This window comes from Bradyrhizobium sp. CCBAU 11357 (assembly GCF_028128865.1).
Classification (GTDB): Bacteria; Pseudomonadota; Alphaproteobacteria; order Rhizobiales; family Xanthobacteraceae; genus Bradyrhizobium.
In genome coordinates, this window is record NZ_LBJW01000113.1 from 392,475 (window position 1) to 409,670 (window position 17,196).

Annotated in this window: 16 protein-coding genes; 7 read left to right on the plus strand and 9 right to left on the minus strand. The window is 63.1% G+C overall.

The genetic code is table 11. From position 1 onward, the window contains the following. The 4 genes from XI05_RS37660 to XI05_RS37675 form a co-directional block, all read right to left on the minus strand. Entirely contained in the window at positions 1–1,350 is a 1,350-nt protein-coding gene (locus tag XI05_RS37660) for an IS701 family transposase (protein ID WP_271511195.1), read from the minus strand. Between the two features lie 210 nt (positions 1,351–1,560). Next, positions 1,561–2,844 (minus strand): amidohydrolase family protein, encoded by a 1,284-nt coding sequence (locus XI05_RS37665; protein ID WP_271511198.1) that lies wholly within the window; start codon positions 2,842–2,844, stop codon positions 1,561–1,563. 753 nt (positions 2,845–3,597) lie between these two features. Beyond that, positions 3,598–4,338: a Crp/Fnr family transcriptional regulator gene (locus XI05_RS37670; RefSeq protein ID WP_442869349.1), complete on the minus strand. Its 741-nt coding sequence runs from the start codon at positions 4,336–4,338 to the stop codon at positions 3,598–3,600. Then, a complete protein-coding gene (locus XI05_RS37675; protein ID WP_271511202.1) occupies positions 4,338–4,523 on the minus strand; it encodes a hypothetical protein in 186 nt (61 codons plus the stop codon). The genes XI05_RS37670 and XI05_RS37675 overlap by 1 nt, the downstream gene beginning before the upstream one ends. 482 nt (positions 4,524–5,005) lie before the next feature. On the opposite strand from XI05_RS37675, the gene XI05_RS37680 reads away from it, so the two are divergent. From XI05_RS37680 to XI05_RS37700, 5 genes are all read left to right on the plus strand, one after another. Continuing rightward, positions 5,006–6,808: an adenine deaminase C-terminal domain-containing protein gene (locus tag XI05_RS37680; RefSeq protein ID WP_271511207.1), complete on the plus strand. Its 1,803-nt coding sequence runs from the start codon at positions 5,006–5,008 to the stop codon at positions 6,806–6,808. 151 nt (positions 6,809–6,959) lie between these two features. After that, positions 6,960–8,744, plus strand: coding sequence for a glyoxylate carboligase (gene gcl / locus XI05_RS37685; RefSeq protein WP_212256883.1), 1,785 nt, complete (start codon positions 6,960–6,962; stop codon positions 8,742–8,744). 13 nt (positions 8,745–8,757) lie between these two features. After that, a complete protein-coding gene (gene hyi, locus XI05_RS37690; protein ID WP_271511209.1) occupies positions 8,758–9,543 on the plus strand; it encodes a hydroxypyruvate isomerase in 786 nt (261 codons plus the stop codon). A gap of 12 nt (positions 9,544–9,555) precedes the next feature. Next, entirely contained in the window at positions 9,556–10,443 is an 888-nt protein-coding gene (locus tag XI05_RS37695) for a 2-hydroxy-3-oxopropionate reductase (RefSeq protein WP_271511211.1), read from the plus strand. A gap of 113 nt (positions 10,444–10,556) precedes the next feature. Then, a complete protein-coding gene (locus tag XI05_RS37700) occupies positions 10,557–10,940 on the plus strand; it encodes a DUF1236 domain-containing protein (protein WP_172784292.1) in 384 nt (127 codons plus the stop codon). A 40-nt stretch (positions 10,941–10,980) separates the two neighbouring features. On the opposite strand, the gene XI05_RS37705 is transcribed toward XI05_RS37700, so the two are convergent. From XI05_RS37705 to XI05_RS37715, 3 genes are all read right to left on the minus strand, one after another. Continuing rightward, positions 10,981–11,358, minus strand: coding sequence for a VanZ family protein (locus XI05_RS37705; RefSeq protein ID WP_271511214.1), 378 nt, complete (start codon positions 11,356–11,358; stop codon positions 10,981–10,983). Between the two features lie 76 nt (positions 11,359–11,434). After that, on the minus strand, positions 11,435–12,031 hold the full coding sequence (locus tag XI05_RS37710; RefSeq protein WP_271511217.1) for a thiamine pyrophosphate-dependent enzyme: 597 nt from the start codon (positions 12,029–12,031) through the stop codon (positions 11,435–11,437). 8 nt (positions 12,032–12,039) lie between these two features. Then, on the minus strand, positions 12,040–12,591 hold the full coding sequence (locus tag XI05_RS37715) for a thiamine pyrophosphate-binding protein (protein WP_271511219.1): 552 nt from the start codon (positions 12,589–12,591) through the stop codon (positions 12,040–12,042). A 237-nt stretch (positions 12,592–12,828) separates the two neighbouring features. On the opposite strand from XI05_RS37715, the gene XI05_RS37720 reads away from it, so the two are divergent. Together XI05_RS37720 and XI05_RS37725 are read left to right on the plus strand one after the other, a co-directional pair. Then, a complete protein-coding gene (locus tag XI05_RS37720) occupies positions 12,829–13,878 on the plus strand; it encodes a hydroxyacid dehydrogenase (protein WP_271511221.1) in 1,050 nt (349 codons plus the stop codon). A 125-nt stretch (positions 13,879–14,003) separates the two neighbouring features. Further along, a complete protein-coding gene (locus XI05_RS37725) occupies positions 14,004–14,216 on the plus strand; it encodes a hypothetical protein (protein WP_212256877.1) in 213 nt (70 codons plus the stop codon). 3 nt (positions 14,217–14,219) lie between these two features. On the opposite strand, the gene XI05_RS37730 is transcribed toward XI05_RS37725, so the two are convergent. Both XI05_RS37730 and XI05_RS37735 read right to left on the minus strand, forming a co-directional pair. After that, positions 14,220–14,795, minus strand: coding sequence for a GNAT family N-acetyltransferase (locus XI05_RS37730; RefSeq protein WP_271511223.1), 576 nt, complete (start codon positions 14,793–14,795; stop codon positions 14,220–14,222). Positions 14,796–14,801: 6 nt separating this feature from the next. After that, positions 14,802–17,159: an Orn/Lys/Arg decarboxylase N-terminal domain-containing protein gene (locus tag XI05_RS37735; RefSeq protein WP_271511225.1), complete on the minus strand. Its 2,358-nt coding sequence runs from the start codon at positions 17,157–17,159 to the stop codon at positions 14,802–14,804. Between the last annotated feature and the right edge of the window lie 37 nt (positions 17,160–17,196).

Below are 17,196 nucleotides of genomic sequence, written 5' to 3' on the forward strand. Positions count from 1 at the left end.
TCAAGGATTTGCTTTCGGCAACATGGGCACTGCTGAGGCGGCGGCCGAAGGATGAGATCGACGATGGCGTGACGTACGGCGGACATGGTTGGTTGAGGCGGAGGCCCGTTGATTCTTTTTTTTCCGCCCCGCGTATGCGAGGCGACGATGTTGCAGGAAGGCATAGGCAATCATTGTCATAAGGGCGTGGCGATGAAGACCTTGCCATGATCGCCCTTCGAAGTGATCAAGTCCAAGCTCCTCCTTCAACTGTTGATGCGCCTGCTCACAAATCCACCGTGCCTTAATGGTGGCGGCCAGTGTGCGCAGATCCGTCGCCGCCGGAAGATTGGCGAGATAGTATTTCTTCTCCCCGGAGGCACGTTGCTCGCCAATGAGCCAGGCTTCGTCGCCTGGGAGATGCTGCTGACCTTTATCCCATATCCGCTGCGGAGGGCCGTCGGCGGTGCGGACACGGAGAGCAGCAAATCGGGCTTTGAGCCGACCTTTCGTCCCGCTCCGCCAACTCACGGTTTTCCATTTGGCGCTGGCCAGCATTTGTTCAGCCGCAATCGATAAGATATCGGGCACGTGGTGCTTTCGTGGTTTGCCACGGACTTTGGTGATTGGCCAAATGAGCTTCACATCGACCGGATACACTTTCAGGTGCCGAGGGATACCGACAGCCCAGGCCAGCCCGCGCTCTGTTAGCCCTTGTCGAAACGGTGCGCTGAGGCCGTATCCTGCATCCGCCAGCACACATCCAAAGCGCATGTTGGCTGCCATCGCGCGGTCAATCTCGGCCAAAGCGATCTCCGGCTTGGACCGTGGCGTTCGGTGTTCGACTGGCACGCGAGCGCGCTTCAAACGAGGCATGTCGCTTGTCCAGCTGTCAGGCAGAAAGAGACGTAATGCGACCATCACTGGCACTTCGCCGCGCGCAAGCGTTAAAGACACCAGCGTTTGGCAATTTGCGGTTTTACCGAGAGCCGACGCGTATTGAGCCGCAACACCGACCGATCGCTCCCCCTTCTTCGGCAGTGAGGTGTCATCAATTACCAGCACCGCATCCCTGCCGCCGACAAGTCGGTCCGCCTGGTTGAGCAGCTCTGTCTCCAACGGCGTCGCGTCCCAAACACCGTCCGCAATGAAATGGTGCAACTGGTCGTAGTTGCTCGTGGCAAGGCGTTCCGCCATCGGCTGAACGCTCTTGCGATCGCCAGGACCGATCAATCCCGCAACATATAGAGGACACATCCGCTGCCGGGTCTTATGACCCAGCCGGTCCAAGAACGGCATCAGCCAGCGTTCGAGTTCGTCTTCCCATCCCGGCATGGTCAGCCCTCCAAGAGCCGACCACCCATGAATCATTGAAAAATTGATTCGGGAATCCTCTAAAACGCGGCAAAATCAACATTCTGCCAAAGTAGTGCTAGGGCGTGTATTCATAAGCATGTCGGCTCCTGAGGCCGAGCGGAAATCTCTGATCGGCGAGAGCATTGGTGCCCTGAGCCGAAGTCGGATTTGCGGCAGCCGCGCATCCATTGCCGGCGCAGCTTGCCCAAGCCGTTGGCATCGTTCCTAGGCGGCGCGAACGTAGCCGTAGCGCAGGTTCGACGGTTGCTTCGAAGCTTGCGTGTACTCGTTCTTGAGCGCCGCGAGGCGGTCCTCGGAAAAGGCCGGCATCCTGGTATTCTCAGCCGCCTTCAGCTTGATCTTGTAGAATCTGGTTGCGTTGCCCGCGAAGATCAGCTGCTTGGTAGCGCTGTTGGCATCGCCAAGCGCCGCAAAGCCGTACTTCCTCTGCATGTCCTCGGGGATTTCGAGCCGGCGCAGCGCCTCGATCTGCCACTGTGGTGAGCCGTACCAGACCGAGTCGGTGCCCCACATGACGTGGTCAACACCCATCCCCTTTATCAGTGTGCCGATCAGCGCGGCGCAGAACTTCGGATGCGCGACCGCCGAGTTGGCAAAGGACGTGCCGAGCTCGGCATAGACGTTGGCGACGCCGAACTTCTGCGGGACTTCCGCGAGATCGGTGGCCCACTGGATACGGCCGGTCTGTTCGAAATCCGCCCACGCGTGATCAGGTAGTTCGAGGAACGGCCGCAGCGCCGAGTGATAGATCACGAAGTTCATCTGCGGCCAATCCTTTGCGGCTTTTCCGATGTCCCACGCCGTTGCGTATTCCCAGACGCCGGCGAACGACTTCTCATAATCGGGCGGCAGCAACCCCTTGTGGATACACAGCGTGTTGATGCCGGCCTTCACTGCTTTCTCGTAGAACGGATACATCACCTGCTCGTCGTCGAGCCGCCATGGGAACTTCGAGGGCGCCAGCGGATCGCCAATCGTGTAGGACTTCCAGGAATCCGGTTTGTAGACTTCGATTGCCTTGTCCACCTCGTCCATCCAGCCGGGTTGCTTGGGAGTGATGACGCTGTGCGCCAGCAGGCGGCGCGAACCGGCGAAGTCGTTGATCAGTTCTCGCGCCTTGACGATCTGCTCATTGGACAGCAGCCACCAACTCGGGTCGTCGAAGGGCGCGCCGCTCAGGAGCGCCATGTTGGTGTCGCTGTCGTAGTAGATCTCTTTCACATAGTTTTGGAACTTGTAGCGGGCGAGCGAAGAGACGCCGTCCTCCTTCATCTTCGGATTCCAGTGCTGGCTCGCAAAGTCCGCCAGCCCCAACAGCTCCTTATGATCGAAGTCGTCCCGCACGAAATGAGTCTGGACGTCGAAGATGAATTGGCCTGCAAGGCTCTGCGCGCGGGCCAGCATCACCTCGGGCTCGCGGGCTTCAGCGGGCGCGACCTGGAAAACATTGCCGTAAATGTCGTTCATGGCGAGGAAAGCTGCTGCCATGCCGCAGCTCGTGTGCAAGAACTGCCTGCGGCTCAAGCCGAGGTGCCTGCCGTTAACATCAGCGAGCTCGTTGATCCGTGCCTCGACTTTCTTTTGCGTATCGCTCTGCGGGGGCGGGAGATACTCGCCATTGGAGACAATCTGGGTCGGGATAGGCGTTGCCGCCGATGCCGCCTCCGCGCCCGCGACGAGACGCTGTTCTCGCTCACTAAGCCAGGTGCTCATTGTTCTCCTCCCCGTTTGTTGGCCGACCGTGGTAGGCGGGCATGAGACGCGTGTGGCTACTCCCAATCAGTTGGCAGGACCGACTAGGCGTACCTCTCCGGTTCAGCTACGCATGAAGCCATCACGCGCCCGAAGCCCAGGCGAATCTCTGCATCGCTTGATCCTGCGAGAGCGGCAGGCATACCCGGAAAGTCACTTGCAATTGTGGGTATCCACGCTGATTCAATGCTCAAAGTTCTATTCGCGCAAGCGATGTGATCCGACAGTCACGCTGTCCCAACGCCGCATCATTCTATCAATCTTTCATCTGATCGATTTCAGCCGAAGTGAAAGGCTCGTTGCTCAAATGGACTGCGTCGGCTCATGTCCCCGAGTCGAACACCGCAGCAGCGGCTGCCATCTAGACTCTCTGCCCGAGATCCTCATAGGTGGCTGCGTTAACTGCTGCTTTTGGACCCATAGCCGACCTCAACGCGCAGTGTTCGAATAGCGCATCCGAGATGGACCGATTCAGCGCTCTCGTTTCATCTACCGGATCGGCAGATCGAAAACGCGAGATGGCGCTGTACCCGTAGAGAAGATCTTCTCGAGTTCGAGCCGCATGGTGTCGTGGCATTCGCACGCCACCGCAGCGAGCCGCGATGAGTCGATCTCGATTTCGCCTCGCCGCTCAGATCTGATCGCTCCGGAAGCGCGCAGATTGCGCATCAGGAGCGTCACCGTCGTTCGTCGCACGCCCAACATCTGCGAAAGCGCCTCCTGCGTGAGAGGTAGGACGTCGTGGTTGATGCGGTCGTGAAGTTGAAGCAGCCAGCGTGCCATGCGGGCTTGGACCGGATGCAGTGCATTGCAAGCCCCGCCCAATTGAAACTGTATCAGCACCGCCTTGAAGTGAAGCTGGACTACGTGGCGGATCGCAGGACTCCGGCTGAAAGCGGCATGGAATCGCGCCGCGGGGATCCGCGAGGCCGTCCCCGCGGCACGAACGATGGTCGTAACGGCCGCAGGGGACGGTCCCAGCACGGAAAGAGTGCCCACTGCTCCCTCGCGCCCTATTGCTGCGCTGGCGACCGTCTGCCCATTCGCCATGTCGACCATCACCGAAACGGCGCCACTGTGAGGGAAGAGGACGTGCTCGGTATGATCCCCCACCCGCGAGACGACCTCTTCCCGATCGAGGGTTACCATCTGTAGGTCGGGTGCCAAAAGATCGAGATCAGCGATCGGCAGTGCTGACAGAAGCCGGTTGCCAACTTCGCTTACAAGCATCACTGCAGCCCGATGCGAACGATCCGCCCCATTGCATTTCGAGCGACAATCGGCAACAACCTCAAACTTTGTTTGAATTCGCCTGTGCTTGTCGCCTCGAAATCCAATTCAGATGCGAAAGCTCTTAATCGCAAAAATGAAACTCCAAGCACATGCCAGCGCGAATTCTGCTGGTGCAGGATCATTCAACTAGATCCGGGCGCCACGCGCAGACAATTGCAAAATGGGTATGGGTAACATCATAAGGGTTCCAATTTCGGCGCGTGGCAAACGCCACAATCAGTGATGCGTAAATTGGGGCGATTGCGCCGCAAGGTGGTTCCCGTTGAGCCCTCGACCTCAAGCCTGGAACCGCTTGCAAAGGGGCGACCAAGCCGCCGCATCTGCGACTTACCTCAATGGGTAGTTTGGGGCCCGATGCCTCAGTACGTCGGGGGCCCTTTCGGCCCTCAGCTCTGCGAGAGGGGTCTTCAACGTTGTGCACTGTTGAGAGACGAGCGGACATCTGGCGCGCCCAAACTCAGCGTATGATTTAAAGACATGCCCAAAATTAAGAACGCGGGCGCGTCTGCCCAATGCGTAAGCACCGATGACGTATTATTTGAGTTGCTCTCGCCGCCAGCGGCGGCAACCATCGCTGGGCTGTCCAATCTCTGCGAGAGCTCCGATGACCAAGCTCACCCGCTTCTCCGTCGCGCCGCTGCACAGCATGACGCGGCGTCTGGCTGACGTCGCCTCGGCGCGTGTGGCGCCGGATCTCGTCATCACGGGCGCGCGCGTGCTCTCGACCTATTCCGAGCGTATCCATCCGGGGCGGGAGGTCTGGATCTCAGGCGGCCGCATCGCGGCGGTGAAGCCGGCCGGTACAGCGAAGAAGGCGTGGGGCGATGTTCCGCTTTATGACGCGGCCGGCGGCATCATCGCGCCGGGCCTCGTCGATCCGCACATCCACATCGAATCCTCGATGGTGACGGCCTGCGCCTATGCCGAGGCCGCGCTGCTCAACGGCACCACGACGATCTTTTGCGACAGCCACGAGATCGGCAATGTCATGGACGTTGCCGGCGTCGAGGCAATGCTGGAAGATGCGCGCGAGGCGCCGCTCTCGATCTTCTTGACCGTGCCGAGCACCGTCCCCGCGACTTCGGCGGAGCTGGAGACGGCGGGCGGTGACCTTACGCCGGACAAGATCGCCGGCCTTTTCGACCGCTGGCCCGAAGCGGTGGCGCTTGGCGAGAAGATGGATTTCGTGCCCGTCACGATGGGCGACGAGCGCAGCCACGCCATCCTCGCGGCCGCCTTGAAGCGGGGGCGTCCGGTGTCCGGCCATGTCTACGGCCGCGAATTCGTCGCGGCTTATGCGGCATCCGGCGTCACCGACACCCACGAGGCGATCGACCGCGACATCGCCGATGACCTGCTCGATGCCGGCGTCTGGGTGTTTTTGCGCGGTGGACCGCCGACCACGCCGTGGCATTCGCTGCCGCAAGCGATCCGAACGATCACCGAGCTCGGGGCCTCGCACAAGCGGACCGCCGTGTGCACGGACGACCGTGACGCCGACGATCTCCTGCTATTCGGTCTCGACTGGGTGGTGCGCGAAGCCGTGAAGGCGGGGATGTCGCCGGAGCAGGCCTGGTCGATGGGCTCACTGCATGGCGCGACCCGCTTCGGCATGGAAGGCGATATCGGCGGGCTCGGCGGCGGCCGCCGCGCCGATCTCGTGCTCATGGACGATCAGCTCAAGCCGCAATGCACCTGGTATGGCGGCGAGCTCGTGGTCGAGCGCGGCAAGATCACGCCGTGTCTCGATCGGGCGCTGTCGCAGCGCTATCAATATCCGAGGGCAGCCTACGCCACGGTGAAGCTGCCGGAGAAGATGAAGTTGACGCCGGAGCTGCCCGCGAAGGCCTGCACTGTCAACGCGATCAAGACCGCGTTGCCCGGCATCACGCTGATCCACGAGAAAGTGGCGATCGAACCCGCAAAAGACTGGCCGTCGCTGTTCGCGCGCTACGGCCTCTGCTTCGTCGCGGTGGTCGAGCGCCACGGCAAGTCGGCCGGCAATGTCGCCCACGGCCTTCTCAAGGATTTCGGCCTGAAGCGAGGCGCGGTCGGCTCCAGCGTCGGGCACGACAGCCACAACCTCATCGTCGCCGGCACCAACGAGGCCGACATGCAGGTCGCGATTGCAGCGATTAGGGAGCAGCAGGGTGGCGTTTGCGTCGTCGCCGACCGCGAGGTGAGGGCGCTGGTTCCGCTGCCGATCGCAGGACTCCTCTCCGACAAGCGAGTCACCGAAGTGGCGGAAGAGGTGAAGGTGCTGAAGAAACAATGGGCCGAGGCCGGCTGCACCATCCCGTACATGGGCTTCAATTTGATTCCGCTATCGGTCATTCCGGAAATTCGCATCACCGACAAGGGCCTCGTGCTGGTGCCGCAGATGCAGCTGGCGCCGCTGTTCGAGTGACCCGCTTTCACGCATCTCTTGATCTAACCGATTGAGACGCCCACGATTTTCTCGCGGCTGCCGCATCGTGGAAAATAAAATCGGTCTCGTTGAGATCGGCTTCCGCGCAGCTGATGATCTCGCTCGTTGATGCAATTGAGCGAGGTCCGATATGGCGAAGATGCGAGCTGTCGATGCGGCCGTGCGTATCCTGGAGAAGGAAGGTATCTCGACGGCCTTCGGAGTTCCCGGCGCTGCGATCAATCCGCTTTACTCGGCGCTGAAGAAGCGCGGCTCGATCCGCCACATCCTGGCGCGCCATGTCGAGGGCGCTTCGCACATGGCGGAGGGCTATACGCGCGCCAAGGCCGGCAATATCGGCGTCTGCATCGGCACGTCGGGACCTGCGGGCACCGACATGATCACCGGACTCTATTCGGCGATCGCCGATTCCATCCCGATCCTCTGCATCACCGGTCAGGCGCCGCGCGCGCGGCTCTACAAGGAGGATTTTCAGGCGGTCGACATCGAGTCGATTGCAAAGCCTGTCACGAAATGGGCGGTGACCGTGCGCGAGCCGGCGCTGGTACCGCGCGTGTTCAGCCAGGCCTTTCATGTGATGCGCTCAGGGAGGCCTGGGCCGGTGCTGATCGACATGCCGCTCGACGTGCAGCTCGCCGAGATCGAGTTCGACGACGAGACCTACGAGCCGCTGCCGGTCTACAAGCCCGCCGCGACGCGCAAGCAGGTGGAGAAGGCGCTCGAGATGCTCAACACCGCCGAGCGGCCGCTGATCGTGGCAGGCGGCGGCATAATCAACGCCGACGCCTCTGACCTGCTGGTCGAGTTCGCCGAGATCGCCAACGTGCCGGTCGTGCCGACATTGATGGGATGGGGCGCGATCCCTGACGATCACGTGCTGATGGCCGGCATGGTCGGGCTTCAGACCAGCCACCGCTATGGCAACGCCACCCTGCTGGAATCCGACTTCGTGCTCGGCATCGGCAACCGCTGGGCCAACCGCCACACCGGCTCGGTCGAGACCTACACCAAGGGTCGCAAATTCGTTCACGTGGACATCGAGCCGACGCAGATCGGGCGCGTGTTCAATCCCGATCTCGGCATCGTCTCGGACGCCAAGGCCGCGCTCGAGCTGTTCGTCGCCGTCGCCAGGGAGTGGCGGCGGTCGGGCAGGCTCCGCGAGCGCCAGGCGTGGCCCGCTTCCTGCCGCGACCGCAAGAAGACGATGCTGCGCAAGAGCCATTTCGACAACGTTCCGATCAAGCCGCAGCGCGTCTACGAGGAAATGAACAAGGCATTCGGCCGCGACACCACCTATGTCACGGTGATCGGCCTGTCGCAGATCGCCGGCGCGCAATTCCTCGGCGTCTACAAGCCCCGCAACTGGATCAATGCAGGGCAGGCGGGGCCGCTCGGGTGGACGCTGCCGGCCGCGCTCGGCGTGCGCGCGGCGTGTCCGGAGCGCGAGATCGTCGCGCTGTCGGGCGATTACGACTTTCAGTTCCTGATCGAGGAGCTCGCGGTCGGCGCGCAGTTCAATCTGCCCTACATCCACGTCGTCGTGAACAATTCCTATCTCGGCCTGATCCGCCAGGCCCAGCGCGGCTTCGATATGGACTATCACGTCCAGCTCTCCTTCGAGAACATCAACGCGCCCGAGATCGGCGTCTACGGCGTCGACCATGTCGCGGTCGCTGAAGGTCTCGGCTGCAAGGCCATCCGCGTCACCGACCCGAAGGACACGCAAGCGGCGTTTGTGACCGCCCGCGAATTGATGGCGAAGCACCGCGTGCCTGTCGTGGTCGAGTTCATCCTCGAACGCGTCACCAACATCGCCATGGGCACGGAGATCGACAACATCGTGGAGTTCGAGGAGGTGCTGGACCTTCCGCTCGACGAAGTCGAGACCACGCGCGTGCTGCAGCCGGCGGAATAGGGGAAGAAGCACCATGCCGAAGTTTGCCGCCAACCTCACCATGCTCTTCAACGAGATGCCGTTCCTCGACCGCTTCGCAGCGGCGAAGGCGGCGGGCTTTGCCGGGGTCGAATATCTCTTCCCCTATGATTTCGACAAGGCGCAGCTGCGCGAGCAGCTCGAGGCCCACGGGCTGACGCAGGTGCTGCACAATCTCCCCGCCGGCAACTGGGCTGGCGGCGAGCGCGGCATTGCGATCCTGCCCGACCGCACCGCCGAATTCCGTGACGGCGTGTTCCGCGCCATCGATTATGCCAAGGCGCTCGATTGCGAACAGCTCAACTGTCTCGTCGGCACCGCGCCTGTTGATGCCGATCCGCGCGAGCTTCAGGAGACGCTGGTCGGAAATCTGCGTTTTGCGGCTTCGACGCTGGCGCGGGAGAACATCAAGCTGCTGGTCGAGCCTATCAACACGCTCGACATTCCCGGCTTCTTCCTCAACGGCACCGAGCAGGCGGTGCAGCTGATCTCCGAGGTGAGGTCGAACAACCTCTTCATCCAGTACGACATCTACCACATGCAGATCATGGAGGGCGATCTCGCCCGCACCATGCAGGAATATCTGCCTCAGATCGCCCATATCCAGCTCGCCGACAATCCCGGCCGTCACGAGCCCGGCACCGGCGAGATCAACTATCCCTTCCTGTTCCGGCACCTCGACGCGATCGGCTATCGCGGCTGGATCGGCTGCGAATACAAGCCGCGCACCACGACGCTGGAAGGCCTGTCCTGGCACGCGGCACAGACGTTTGAGACCTGAGGAAACGCAGACATGACCAATATCGGCTTCATCGGACTTGGCACCATGGGGCGGCCGATGGCCGGCCATCTCCTGGCCGCGGGTCATCGCGTTTTCCTGCATGACGTTGCGCCGATCGCGCCGGACCTGATGTCCGCGGGCGGCATCGCCTGCACGTCGTCCAGGGAGGTCGCAGAACAGGCGGACGCGGTCATCATCATGGTGCCGGATACGCCGCATGTGGAGGCCGTGCTGTTCGGCAAGGACGGTGTCGCCGGCGGCATCTCCAAGGGCAAGATCGTCGTCGACATGAGTTCGATCTCGCCGCTGGCGACGAAGGAGTTCGCGAAGAAGATCGAGGCGCTCGGCGCCGACTATCTCGACGCGCCAGTGTCGGGAGGGGAAGTCGGCGCCAAGGCGGCGAGCCTCTCCATCATGGTCGGCGGGCCGGAGCGGGCCTTTGGCACCATGAAGCCGATCTTCGACAAGTTGGGCAAGAACGTCACCCATGTCGGCGCCAACGGCGACGGACAGACGACGAAGGTCGCCAACCAGATCATCGTCGCGCTCACCATCGAAGCAGTGAGCGAGGCGCTGTTGTTCGCATCCAAGGCCGGTGCGAATCCCGCGCTGGTGCGCAAGGCGCTGATGGGCGGATTTGCCTCCTCGCGCATTCTGGAGGTGCATGGCGAGCGCATGGTGAAGCGCAATTTCGAACCGGGCTTCCGCATCGAGCTGCACCAGAAGGATCTCAATCTCGCGCTCGAAGGCGCCCGCTCACTCGGCCTGTCGTTGCCGAGCACGGCCGTGGCGCAGCAATTGTTCTCGTCCTGTACCGCACATGGCGGCAAAGCATGGGATCATTCGGCGATGGTTCGGGCGCTGGAACTGATGGCCGGCCACGAGATCGCAGCTGGCTGAACTGTTACGCCGTAACAGTCTCCAGATCCGGGTGACTTTCGCCGCAGGGGAACCGGAACAATGATCTGGCCCCGCGGTTGAAGGCGCAGGACAATCACTGGAGACAAAACACCATGAAAACCCGTCTTGCGATTACGTTGGCTGCAGCGTCGCTGCTGGCGTCGAGCGCAGCCTTTGCTCAGTCGACGACCGAACAAGGCGCCAGGGACGGCGCGCGTGCGGGTGGCGACATCGGCGGCCCGATCGGAGCGATGGTCGGCGGCACCGTGGGTGCAGCCGTCGGCGCCGGTCTTGAAATTCCGAATGCGGTCCTGGGCGGAATTCCGCGCAGCGACTCCGTCGTAGTCCACGAGCGCGTCGTGGTCGGCGAGCCCCTGCCACCCACCGTGGTGCTCCGCCCGGTGCCGAACTACACCGAGTATCGCTATGCGGTCGTGAACGATCGCCGCGTGATCGTCGAGCCGCGCACGCGCCGCGTGGTCAAGATCATCGACTGATCGACGCAATCCTGTGTGCTGAGCAGGGCCCTGCGGAGTGTCACTCCGCGGGGCCTTCGCTTGTCACGGCGGAGCTGGTGCAAAAGCGCGAGAGCAGCCGGTCGGCCGTGGCGGCGAGCGCAAAGCCGAGGCAGGCGGTGGCGGCATCGACCAGATAATCCTCCAGCCGCGCATGGCGGCCGGGTGCCCAAAATTGCATCAGCTCGAGCACGCCGATCAGGATGACCGCAGCCGCCGCAATCAGCAGACGCCGGCGTGGATAGGCGAGGCCGAAGGCCAACCCCACCATGATGAAGGCAAGCGCATGTTCGCCGTCCTGACCGAGGGTGGAATGGGGACGAAGGCCGGGAGGACCGAGGGTGGCGAACGTAACGGCAGCGGCGAGCAGCCAGGCAAAGGTACGAATGAAAAGCGACATCTGGGTCGCTTAGCACGAATTTGGTCGGGTTGTCGCGAGGCTCGTATCAGATCGCCGTGTAGTTAATGACAAAATGTTAAAGCGGATCGCGCACGCCAAGGCCATGCATGAAACGTTCCCGGATCTGCACGGGGTCGCGACGGGTGGTGCCTACGCCGGGCTTGTCGTCGATCCTGACCGCGATCAGGCAGGGCTCGGAGGCCGCCATCGCATCGTCGACCAGCCGCTCGAAATCCTCCTCGTCCGCGGCCCAGGCGCTGCTCGCAAGACCAGAGCCGATGGCGATGGCGACGATGTCGGCGACGCTGGCTGCCGGTGTCGGCTGCGCGCCGGTGATCTGGTAGATGCCGTTGTCCATCACGATCATCGTGAGGTTTTTTGGCTTCAGAGCCGCGATTGTCGAGAGCGCTCCGAGCTGCATCAATAGCGAGCCGTCGCCCTCGAGCGCGAAGACGCGGCGGTCGGGCTGTGCCAGCGCCACGCCGAGCGCGATCGGGAAGGCGAGGCCCATGCTGCCCAGCATGTAGAAATTCTGCGGCCGGTGGCCGGCGGCCCAGAGGTCGAAATTGGTGTTGCCGATGCCGCCGATCACGGCTTCCTCGTGCTCGAGCTTTGCGATCAGCCGCGAGGTCACGTCGAACCGGTTCATCACCTTGGTATTGCCAGTGTTCATCGCCGGCCTCACTTGTCGAAGACCTTGCCGCCCGTCAGCAGCGGGTTGAGGATCAACGCCACCGGCGCCTGTGTGGTGACGGCTTGCCTGATCGAGCGGTCGGTGATGAATTCGAGCTCGTCGAGCCGGGTGATGGTGTGGTGCTCCAGCGCCAGCGAATCCAGCACCGGTCGCATGGTGCGGCAGACCAGCGACTGGCCGTAGTTGAACTCGCCAAGCGTGCCGCGCTCGGAGACGAACATGATCAGCGGAATCTGGTAGGGCACTGCGAGCGAGGCCAGCACGTTGGCGAGCGTGGCGAAGCCGGAGGTCTGCATCAGCACCGCGCCGCGCCGTCCGCCCATCCAGGCGCCGGAGACGATGCCGACGGCCTCTTCCTCGCGGGCGGTCGCGAAGGTGGTGAAGAAGGGATCGGCGTGCAGGTTCTTGATCAGCGGCGTGAGCACGCGGTCAGGCACGTAAGGAATCAGGCTGATCTCGTTCCGCTTCAACGTTTGCACGACGATGCCGTGCCAGCTTCCGTCGCGGCTCCCCTGCGTCTGCTGTTCCGCAATCGCCATTGCGCTCTCCCTGCGGCCGCACATGCTTCTTGGTTCTGGCCGTCGCGGCAGTCTGCCGAACTTGACGCGAACAGCGGGATTGTCAACATGTCCGCACCGTCACCATGATCTGCGCCAGCAGGCCTGCCGTGGCCGGCGCCGCCATGGCATAAGCGGCGATAACCAGAACACGGGAGGGGCACGGGCGGGCATCGCGCTGACCTTGCGGCTCTCCCTCGCAAGAGCCGGAAGGTCCTGATGTCCGTCAACAACAAGCGTGTCGTCTACTCCAATTATTTGGCCAATCCGATCTATATCGACATCCTGAAGGCGCGGCCCGACGTGCGGCTCGATCGCATCGAGAACGCAAGCCCCGAGGACGTCTATGGGCCGCTCCTTGGCGCTGCCCACGTCTACCAGGTCGGTGCCGCCCGCGATGAGCTCGCCCCGCATTTCCATGTCGATGCCGCCTTCCTGAAGCGCACGCCGAACTTGCTGCTGGTCTCCAGCAACGGTGCCGGCTTCGACCCGGTCGACGTCGAGGCCTGCACGGCCGCCGGGGTCGTGGTCGTCAACCAGTCCGGCGGCAACGCCCATTCGGTCGCCGAGCACGCGCTCGCGATGATGCTGACGCTGTCCAAGCGCATCATCCAGTCGGATCGCCGGCTGCGCCGCGAGCGCGACGTCAACCGCAACGATCTCGTCGGCAACGAGGTCGAGCACAAGACCGTCGGCATCATCGGCCTCGGCAATGTCGGCCGGCGCATCGCCGCATTGTGCAAGGGCCTGCTCGGCATGACGGTGCTGGCCTACGATCCCTTTTTGTCGGCCGAGGTGATGGCTGAGCGGGGCGGTGAGAAGGTCGAGCTCGACGAGCTCTTGCGCCGCGCCGATTTCGTCTCGATCTCCTGCCCTCTCAACAAAAGCAGCCGCAACATGATCAGCACGCGCGAATTCGCGCTGATGCAGCCGCATGCCTATTTCATCACCACCGCGCGCGGCTTCATCCACGACGAGGATGCGCTGCTGCAGGCGCTGCGCGACAAGCGCATCGCCGGTGCCGGTCTCGACGTCTGGTCCAAGGAGCCGCCGCCGCCGGAGCATCCGCTGCTCCAGCTCGACAACGTGCTGGCGAGCCCACACACCGCAGGCGTCACCATCGAGGCGCGCCAGAATATGGGCCGGATCGCCGCCGAGCAGGTGCTGGATGTGCTCGACGGCAAGCGCCCGCCGCGCATCATCAATCCCGAAGCCTGGCCGCGCTATGCGGAACGCTTCAAGCAGGCCTTCGGGGTGAGGCCGGGGTAGGGGCGCACCAAGCGCTCTGGATGACGGCCGGGAACTGAGCCCCCGGCCTTGATCCGCGTCAAAATCTCCTTTCCCCGTCCGGCCTAAATGGGACTAGAGTGCCGGCGGGCAGGCAGGGAGGTCCCATGTCAACTTATGTCGTCAGGTTCATGAAGGACGTGCTCGGCGAATACGGCCGGCAGTGCGAGGTCTGCCAGGGCACGCTCGAGATCGACGCCGCCGACGAGGACGAGGCCAGGGAACGTGCGAAAGCGAGGTTCTGCAAGGACCAGGCGTTGCATCACTGGTCGCTGCATGCCGACCGCATCCATGTCAAAGCGGCCGACTTCCCGTCGTAGGGCCTAACGCCCGGGTGCCGTGACAGGCGGGGGCGTCGTTGTCCCCGCGCCGAGCGAGCGTTGCACCATGACGGTGTCGGACCAGCGGCCGTGGCGATAGGCAACGCCGCTGAGCAGGCCGGCGCGCGCGAAGCCAAACCGCTCGTGCAGCGCCAGCGAGGGCGCGTTGTCGGCATCGATATAGCCGATCATCTGGCGAAAGCCGGCCGCCGCGCAGGCGTCGATCAATTCCTGGAGCAACAGCCGTCCGACCCCGCGGCCGAGATGGGCGTGGTGGACATAGATCGAGTGCTTGGCGGTGTAGCGATAGGCCGGCCGCTTGCGGAACAGCACGGCATAGGCATAGCCGACGACCTCGCCGTGCCAGGTCGCGACCAGATGCGGCAGGCGGGTCTGCTTCAGGTTCTTGCGCCGGTCGCGCAGATCGTCAGGCTCCGGCGCACCGGTTCCCTCGATATCGCGCGGCACGCCATTGCGGACGTGATGGCGGTAGATCGCCAGCATCGCCTCGACGTCGCTCTCGCGTGAGGTGCGGACCAGGACCGATTCCTCGCTCGCACGCGCAGCTGTCTCGTTCATCGGCACCTACTCGGTCACGACATAAGTGTAGAGCCCGATGCGCCCGTTCGCGTCGACCTCCTTGTAGACGCCCTGGATCTCGACGTCGAAGCCCGGGAACGTGTTGAAGCAGGTCTCGAACATCTTGAGATAATCGATCATGGGCTTGGCCCGTTCCGTCAGTCGCTCGCCGGGCACGATGGTGGCGATGCCGGGCGGGTAGACCACGAAGGGCGTGGTCGCGATACGGCCGGCGATCGCCTCGATCGGGAGGTAGTCGACGTCGTTCTTGAACAGATAGCGCGCGGCATCGCGGGGCGACATCGCGATCTCGGGCATATGCTCGGGCATGAACTGCCGGGCCTGGAGCGCGCTGACATCGGCGGCGCGGAAGAAACGGTGCATCTCGCCGCAGAGGTCGCGCAGCCGCGCGCCGGCGTAGCGCGCCTGCCGCCGCTGATAGAATTCGGGGATGACATCGGCCAGCAGCGCATTGTCGTCATGCAGCCTCTTGAACGCGACGAGGCCGGAGATCAGCGTGCCCGCTTTGCTCGCTTCGACGCCGGGCGTCAGCAGGAAGAGCAGGGAGTTGAGGTCGTTCTTTTCGGGGACGATGCGGTTCTCGCGCAGATATTGCGCGACGACTGGCGCGGGAATGCCGTGCTCGGCATAGGCCCCGGTCGCACGATCGAATCCGGGGGTGAGCAGCGTCAGCTTGTTCGGATCGGTCATGGCAAAGCCTTCCGCGAGATCGGGAAAGCCGTGCCAGTTGGTATCCGGAGAGAGCTGCCACAGCGCGGGATTGGTGGCGAGCTCGTCGGTCGAGAGGGTCTCCCAGGCGACGTTATGCGCCGCGCCGGCGCGGCTGACATCGGCAATGGCGACGCGATCGGGAACGAACGGCTCGAAGAACCAGCGGCGATCCGGATTCTGCTCCTTCTCCTCGAACTCCCGGCGCATCGCCCGGATCTTCTTGCGCAGCTCGATGCCGAGCCGGATCGTGTCGTCCCACAGCACTTCGCCCGAGCGGCCCTTCATCATCTGCGCGCCGACGTCGAGCGAGGCGAACAGCGGGTAGAACGGCGAAGTCGAGGCGTGCTGCATGAAGCTTTCGTTGAAACGGCGGTGCTCGACGCGACGCTTCTGGCCGCGGATGTGGCGATCCTTGATGTGGATCTGCGAGGCCTGCGAGAAGCTTGCCAGCTGCTTGTGGGTCGACTGCGTCGCGATGATGCCGGGGGCGTCGGGCGGAAGATTTGCCAGCCCCATGGCGAAGCGGCCGGCATAGAGCGGGTGGAATTTCATGAACCCGGCCCAGGCCTCGTCGAACAGGATGTAGTCGCAGAGATGGCCGATGCGTTTGATGATCATCTCGGCGCTGTGGATCGAGCCGTCATAGGTGCACTGCTCGACCACAGCGACGCGGAACGGCCGCTCCTTGCGCCAGGCGTCGCGATCGTTCACCAGGGGATGGTTGCGGATCGCCTCGCGCAGAGCCTTCTCGTCGAGCATGTCCCAGCGCATGGGGCCGATCAGCCCCCAGGCGTTGCGAACGGTCGGCACATAGACCGGGATGCCGCCATTGATCATCAGCGCCCCGTGATGGGCGGCCTTGTGGTTGTTGCGGTCGAACAGCACGAGGTCGCCGTCGGTGACGAGGGCGCCCAGCGCGACCTTGTTCGAGGTCGAGGTGCCGTTGAGCACGAAATAGGTCTTTTCCGCGCCGAAGATCGCCGCCGCTTCCTTTTGCGCCTTCAGCGCCGGGCCCTCATGGGTGAGGAGGTCGCCGAGGTCGAGCACGGAATTGTCGAGGTCGTCGCGGAACACGGATTCGCCGAGATGCTCGACGAACACGCGCCCGATCGGGCTGCGATTGTAGAACACGCCGCCATTGTGGCCCGGGCAGGTCCAGAGCTGGTTGCCTTCCTCGGCATAGTCGACCAGCGCGCCGAAGAAGGGCGTCTTCAGCGTCTCGGCATATTGCTTGAGCCGGCTGATCAGGTTCTTGGCGATGAAAGTCGGCGTCTCCTCGGAGAGGAAGACATAGCCGTCGATGAAGTCGAGCACTTCGACCGGCAGGTCCTCGAACCGCTTGCGACGGATCAGGAGGATGATTGGGAAGTCGAGGCCGCGGCGGCGCATCAGGTTGATCAGCGCCGAGGTTTTGCCCTCAAGCCCCTTCTTGCCCCAGTCCACCACCATGCAGCCGATCGCGGCATCGGTCTGCACCGCCATCTCGGCATCCTCCAGCTTGCGGGCGCGGACTACCTCGAAGCCGGAGCGTTGGATTTCCTCGATGATCTGGTTGAAGCGGACGCCTTCGAGATCGTCGGCGTCGAACACAGGTGCGGCGAACAGGAAGTTGAAGCGTTTGAAATAATCCATGTCGGATCCCGAATGTGCAGGAAGATACAGCTCTCGA

Excerpts from the sequence above, each read along its gene's own strand:
- XI05_RS37660 (WP_271511195.1), bottom strand. The coding sequence starts at position 1,350 with ATGATTCATGGGTGGTCGGCTCTTGGAGGGCTGACCATGCCGGGATGG.
- XI05_RS37665 (WP_271511198.1), bottom strand. The coding sequence starts at position 2,844 with ATGGCAGCAGCTTTCCTCGCCATGAACGACATTTACGGCAATGTTTTC.
- XI05_RS37670 (WP_442869349.1), bottom strand. The coding sequence starts at position 4,338 with ATGCTTGTAAGCGAAGTTGGCAACCGGCTTCTGTCAGCACTGCCGATC.
- XI05_RS37675 (WP_271511202.1), bottom strand. The coding sequence starts at position 4,523 with ATGATCCTGCACCAGCAGAATTCGCGCTGGCATGTGCTTGGAGTTTCA.
- XI05_RS37680 (WP_271511207.1), top strand. The coding sequence starts at position 5,006 with ATGACCAAGCTCACCCGCTTCTCCGTCGCGCCGCTGCACAGCATGACG.
- gcl (WP_212256883.1), top strand. The coding sequence starts at position 6,960 with ATGGCGAAGATGCGAGCTGTCGATGCGGCCGTGCGTATCCTGGAGAAG.
- hyi (WP_271511209.1), top strand. The coding sequence starts at position 8,758 with ATGCCGAAGTTTGCCGCCAACCTCACCATGCTCTTCAACGAGATGCCG.
- XI05_RS37695 (WP_271511211.1), top strand. The coding sequence starts at position 9,556 with ATGACCAATATCGGCTTCATCGGACTTGGCACCATGGGGCGGCCGATG.
- XI05_RS37700 (WP_172784292.1), top strand. The coding sequence starts at position 10,557 with ATGAAAACCCGTCTTGCGATTACGTTGGCTGCAGCGTCGCTGCTGGCG.
- XI05_RS37705 (WP_271511214.1), bottom strand. The coding sequence starts at position 11,358 with ATGTCGCTTTTCATTCGTACCTTTGCCTGGCTGCTCGCCGCTGCCGTT.
- XI05_RS37710 (WP_271511217.1), bottom strand. The coding sequence starts at position 12,031 with ATGAACACTGGCAATACCAAGGTGATGAACCGGTTCGACGTGACCTCG.
- XI05_RS37715 (WP_271511219.1), bottom strand. The coding sequence starts at position 12,591 with ATGGCGATTGCGGAACAGCAGACGCAGGGGAGCCGCGACGGAAGCTGG.
- XI05_RS37720 (WP_271511221.1), top strand. The coding sequence starts at position 12,829 with ATGTCCGTCAACAACAAGCGTGTCGTCTACTCCAATTATTTGGCCAAT.
- XI05_RS37725 (WP_212256877.1), top strand. The coding sequence starts at position 14,004 with ATGTCAACTTATGTCGTCAGGTTCATGAAGGACGTGCTCGGCGAATAC.
- XI05_RS37730 (WP_271511223.1), bottom strand. The coding sequence starts at position 14,795 with ATGAACGAGACAGCTGCGCGTGCGAGCGAGGAATCGGTCCTGGTCCGC.
- XI05_RS37735 (WP_271511225.1), bottom strand. The coding sequence starts at position 17,159 with ATGGATTATTTCAAACGCTTCAACTTCCTGTTCGCCGCACCTGTGTTC.